This is a genomic window from Streptomyces sp. NPDC059909 (assembly GCF_042730885.1).
In the GTDB taxonomy this organism is placed as follows: domain Bacteria; phylum Actinomycetota; class Actinomycetes; order Streptomycetales; family Streptomycetaceae; genus Streptomyces.
Genome location: NZ_JBHWKX010000171.1, coordinates 1 through 4453, shown reverse-complemented (window position 1 = coordinate 4453; position 4453 = coordinate 1). Strand labels below are relative to the sequence as shown.

Annotated in this window: 7 protein-coding genes and 1 pseudogene; 4 read left to right on the top strand and 4 right to left on the bottom strand. The window is 69.2% G+C overall.

Features of this window, described 5'->3' with window-relative positions; all coding sequences use genetic code 11:
* The first annotated feature begins 581 nt into the window (after positions 1–581).
* The 4 genes and pseudogenes from ACFV9O_RS39690 to ACFV9O_RS39675 all read left to right on the top strand — a co-directional run bounded on the left by ACFV9O_RS39690 (position 582) and on the right by ACFV9O_RS39675 (position 1935).
* Entirely contained in the window at positions 582–1037 is a 456-nt protein-coding gene (locus ACFV9O_RS39690) for a hypothetical protein (RefSeq protein ID WP_385427791.1), read from the top strand.
* A 58-nt stretch (positions 1038–1095) separates the two neighbouring features.
* Positions 1096–1440, top strand: a complete 345-nt coding sequence (locus ACFV9O_RS39685) for a hypothetical protein (protein ID WP_385427788.1) — start codon at positions 1096–1098, stop codon at positions 1438–1440.
* Positions 1344–1628, top strand: a pseudogene (locus ACFV9O_RS39680) (transposase family protein); the annotation flags it as partial. The gene ACFV9O_RS39685 and the pseudogene ACFV9O_RS39680, both read left to right, overlap by 97 nt.
* 13 nt (positions 1629–1641) lie before the next feature.
* Positions 1642–1935, top strand: coding sequence for a transposase family protein (locus tag ACFV9O_RS39675; RefSeq protein ID WP_385427785.1), 294 nt, complete (start codon positions 1642–1644; stop codon positions 1933–1935).
* Positions 1936–1983: 48 nt separating this feature from the next.
* On the opposite strand, the gene ACFV9O_RS39670 is transcribed toward ACFV9O_RS39675, so the two are convergent.
* The 4 genes from ACFV9O_RS39670 to ACFV9O_RS39655 all read right to left on the bottom strand — a co-directional run bounded on the left by ACFV9O_RS39670 (position 1984) and on the right by ACFV9O_RS39655 (position 4097).
* Entirely contained in the window at positions 1984–2352 is a 369-nt protein-coding gene (locus tag ACFV9O_RS39670) for a VOC family protein (RefSeq protein WP_385427781.1), read from the bottom strand.
* Positions 2353–2529: 177 nt separating this feature from the next.
* Positions 2530–3117 carry an MFS transporter gene (locus ACFV9O_RS39665; RefSeq protein ID WP_385427778.1) on the bottom strand — a complete coding sequence of 196 codons (588 nt, stop codon included), beginning with the start codon at positions 3115–3117 and terminating at the stop codon, positions 2530–2532.
* A 15-nt stretch (positions 3118–3132) separates the two neighbouring features.
* On the bottom strand, positions 3133–3273 hold the full coding sequence (locus ACFV9O_RS39660) for a hypothetical protein (protein WP_385427775.1): 141 nt from the start codon (positions 3271–3273) through the stop codon (positions 3133–3135).
* A complete protein-coding gene (locus ACFV9O_RS39655) occupies positions 3270–4097 on the bottom strand; it encodes an enoyl-CoA hydratase/isomerase family protein (RefSeq protein WP_385427772.1) in 828 nt (275 codons plus the stop codon). The genes ACFV9O_RS39660 and ACFV9O_RS39655 overlap by 4 nt, the downstream gene beginning before the upstream one ends.
* Positions 4098–4453: the final 356 nt, after the last annotated feature.

Genomic DNA, 4453 nt, shown 5'->3' with positions numbered 1-4453 from the left:
GAACTGCGGGGTCGTTGCCCACGCAGACCGGAACGCCTCCCGCAACATCGCCCAGCGCGGCGAGGCTGCGTGGACTGCGGGGCGTGAGTCACGCGCCCCTGCCACCCCATAGGGGTGTCTGGACGGAGGAGCCCACCCGGCAGCCAGTTGGGCGCTACCTCCAAGCCCGGTCGTTACGGCCGGGGCAAGTTGACCGCCGAGCGCTGAAGACGTCACCTGCCAGAGCAGGCGAGGAGATGGTGAGCGGCTGATGCGACACGGGCGTTCACACCTCTTCGGACGCGGTGGGCCCGCATCCCAGGCGCCGGAGTCCCGCCGACCGCGGTCCGGACTGCGGTCGCACAGTCGCCGCGTCGATCTCGAACAGGCCATTCCCACCAGACATATGAGGATCGTCCCATGCTGAAGATCACTCACTGAAGCTGCGCCATCTTGAAGTGGCTGGTCAGGGTGCTGGTGTGATGTCGTTTCGGGGTGTTCGTGCTGGTCGTGGGCGGCAGTCTGGGGTGTAGATCGTCTGGCAGGAGTGGGTTTGTGGATTCCCGTCCGTCGTCGCGGGTGCCGCTCCTACGCTCCGGCCCATGATGGATCCCGAGGTGTTGGAGCGGATCGCCGCGCGGCGTGCGGAGCTGGACGGACTCGAAGAGCAACTGGTCAAGCAGCTGTCGGAGGTACGAGCTGAGCGCGATGAGCTGGCCGTGGCCGAGCGGGTGTGGCAGCGGATGAGCGAGCAGCTCGCCGACGAGCGCACGGAGGCCGGGTCGCCGGTGGTCCAGGTGGCAGGTCGGGCGGTGCGGCTGGTCCCGGACCGTGGGCCGGGGGTGGCTGAGTCCGGACTGCCGGCGGAGTACCAGTGCATCCTGACCGCGGTGCGGCAGGCCGCCGGCCCGGTCTCCACCCGGCAGATCGGCGAGGTGCTGGGCTTGGAGACCGGGGTACGGGGCAAGCTGGAGCCGTTGCGCGGGAAGCTCACGAAGCTGGCTGACCGCGGCTGGCTGCACAAACGACCCGACGGGAAGTTCACCACCCGCTCGTGAGCGGTCCGCACGGCGATCGGGGCGTAACCAAGGTGCCCCCGGCGGCTGTTGGAATTGTGTGACGAAAACCAAAGAGCACGCCGGGGACACTGTGTCCCTGGTCTACCAGTGCCGCCTGCCGCTGTCCACGCACACCCTGAACTACCTCTCCGACCTGCTGCGACGCCATCTCAAAGCGATACGGTCGAGGTGGCGGGCGCTGCCGCCCGGGAGGATCGCGGTGATCGTCTTGGCCGTGCTGCGGCACGATCAGCGCCTGGCCGACATGGCCGGCGGCAACGACATCGCCGCCACCACCATCCGGCGCTGGCGCGACGAGCTGATCCACCTGCTGGCCGCGAAGGTCCCTCGCCTGGACCGCGCCCTGAAGAAGATCGTCCGGCGGGGCGGCGAGACGTCCTGATTGACGGCACCCTCATCCCCACCCAGCGCCGTACCGGAGAGGCGAACCGCCCGAATTACTCCGGCAAGCATCGCCGCCACGGCTTGCACGTCCTCGCGCTGACCGACGAGCGGGGCCGTCTGGTGTGGATATCGGCCGCCCGGCCCGGCCGCACCCACGACATCACCGCCGCCCGCCGCGACCGCATCCTGGCCCACCTGCGTGCTGCCGGCCTCGGCGCCCTGGCCGACCTCGGCTTCCTCGGCCTGGACGACGACGGGGACGATCCCGTGTGGTCTCACCGGCTTCAAGGCCACCCGCGCCCGCAAGCTCACCCCCGCCGAGAAGGAGGCCAACCGGGTCCTGGCCGCCGGACGCGTCCCCGTCGAACGCGGCTTTGCCCACCTGAAGAACTGGCGGATCCTCACCAAGCTCCGTACTGAACCCGCCCGTGCCGCCCACCTGTTTCGCGTGCTGCTCGTCCTGACGAACACCGAGGCCACTACCGACAATTGATCTCTACCGCGGGTAGCCCACGATCCGCACAAGCACCGCGGAACAGCGTCAGCGGGCCGGGATCGGCTGAGTGAGGTTCAGCGGGTTGCCGTCGGGGTCTTGGGCGTGGGCGACGCGCTGTCCCCACGGCATGTCGTTGGGGCCGCTGCGGACCGAGCCGCCCAGCGCCTCCACCCGGCCGAGCGTCTCGTCGACGTCGTCGACACCGATGCTGAGCAGGATCCGCGGCGCCGCTCCAGTCCCCGGGTTCGCCTTGGCCACCAGCCCGAGGTCGGTGTCGCCGATGCGCAAGCCGAGGTAGAAGGCCGGGCCTTCCGCCGGTACCCGGAAGATCTCCTCAGCGCCGAACAATTTCGTATAGAAGCCGAGCAGAACGTCCTGGTCGGCAGTAATGATCACTGGCTGGATGGTGGACATGGCACTCCTGTCGAGAACGGTCGTGTCGCTGGGTAGACCGTTCGAGGACGGTGAACTCATCGGCAAAACCGCCCTGCCGGACGATCTACAACACAGACTGCCGCCCACGACCTGCACGAGCACCCCGAAACGAGGTCACGCCACCCCGCTGACCAGCCACTTCAAGATGGCGGAGCTTCACTGACCGCAGGGATCCTGCACATCGACAGCCATCTGGTCGGCGGCCTGGTGGCGACCAGGCAGGGCACCGCCGCCAGGAAGGCCCTGGCGGGCCTGGGGCGGCACGCACGCCCGGGGCCGCAGCGAGGCCCAGGCGCCCGGCCGGGGTGTGACCGGCTCGGGCAGGAAGAACACCGCCGCGGCCAGCAGCACGAAGACCGCGGTGAACAGGGCGAAGACCAGCGTTGTGGGGGCGGGGGCGTACTGCAACAGCACTCCGGTGCCCAGCGCCCCGGCGGCCAGTCCGGCGGCCGGGGCCACGGTGTTCAGCAGCGGGCCGAGCGGCGAGGTGGGGGACGGCTGCAGATCCAGAAGTCCGGCGCTGAGGGCGCCGGCCGCCGCACCGGTCGCCAGCCCCTGCAGGATGCGCGCCACCAGCGGCGGCCCGACGCCGTCGGCGGTGAGGAACACGACCATGGCAGCGGCCTCGACGATCAGCGCGGCAGCGAGCACGGGCCGCCTGCCGATGTGGTCCGACAGTCCGCCGACGATCGGCAGCGCGACCAGCAGAGCCGCGACGTAGATCGCGAAGATCGTGGTGAGCACGATCGGCGAGAAGTCCTACTGGTGCTGGTGGACCACGTAGAGCGGGGACGGCGCGGCGGACGCGGCCAGGACCGCAAGCAGCGTGACGGCCAGCAGCCAGAAACCGACCGGGCGCGGTACTCGCCTCGCCAGAACGGAAGCTCCCTTCGCGCTCACAGCTCCCCGACCGCTGCGCCGAACTCGAGCTCGGTGCGCGAGCGCTCCTGCATCCCGCGCTGCATGAGAGCGCCCATTCGGGCGGTACTCGATGCGTCACGCGCCAGGATCTGGAAGAAGCCCGCGTCGACCTGGACGTCCTCCTTGGCCGGGAGGCCGGCCGCGTTGATCCGGCGCTTGGCGAGCCGCACGGCCGCCTCCGGGAACCCTGCGACACGCCCGGCGAGACGCTCGACGTAGGAGATCAACTCCTCTTCCGGCAGAGCCTTGTTGACCACACCGATGCGTTCGGCCTCTCGCGCGTCGAGGTCCTCGGAACCGAGGATCACCTGCATGGCCTGGCCGCGGCCGGCGAGCCGCACGAGCTGCTGGACCGCGCCCGCGCCGGGGAAGGTCCCCAGCCCCACCTCGGGCTGGCCGATCACCGCGCGTTCCAGGGACGCGAACCGCATGTCGCACGCGTAGAGGAACTCTGCGCCGGCCCCGCGCGCCCGGCCTTCGAGGACCGCGATGGTGACGGGGCGGGCCTCACTGAGCCGGCGGTACAGCGCGCCGAGGCTGATGTCGTCCGGCCCGCCGGACGTCGCCGCCATCGCCGTGTACTCAGCGATCCGCTCGATGTCCACATGCGGGATGAAGAAGTCGGGGTCCGCACTTCGGAAGACGACAACCCGCGCGTTGCCGTCGGCGTCCGTGTCGTCGAGCAGGGCGATCAGGTCCGCGACGAACCGCTCGTCGATCAGGTTGATCGGGGGGTTGTCGATCGTGGCCCACAGGACCCCGTTGCGCAGTTCAGCTCGGATCGTCGAGTAGTTCCAGGACATCGGGTACAGCTCCTTCGGCCAAAGTCGCTTGCGATTTGCAAGCAACATGACTACGTTGACAGCGTCACTTGCAATTTGCAAGTACTGCCAGGGGGGTTCGCCGGGTTCGCCGCCATCGGCTCTGCGGGGCAGCAACCGCGTAGGGAGATTTCGCCATGGTCGAGCGCACAAAAGAGTTCATCCCGCTTCCCGACGGCACCGTGCTCAGTACGACCCCGGCAACTGGGTCGACCGGATCTCCCCGGCACCGCTCATGATGGTGGGTGACTGGTTTGGTGGTCAGGCTGGAATGGGGATCCAGGCTCCTCGGCCGTCGAAGAGCTGGGTAACCACGTCGAGCAGGTTCTTGCCCTGTT

Excerpts from the sequence above, each read along its gene's own strand:
- ACFV9O_RS39690 (WP_385427791.1), top strand. The coding sequence starts at position 582 with ATGATGGATCCCGAGGTGTTGGAGCGGATCGCCGCGCGGCGTGCGGAG.
- ACFV9O_RS39670 (WP_385427781.1), bottom strand. The coding sequence starts at position 2,352 with ATGTCCACCATCCAGCCAGTGATCATTACTGCCGACCAGGACGTTCTG.
- ACFV9O_RS39655 (WP_385427772.1), bottom strand. The coding sequence starts at position 4,097 with ATGTCCTGGAACTACTCGACGATCCGAGCTGAACTGCGCAACGGGGTC.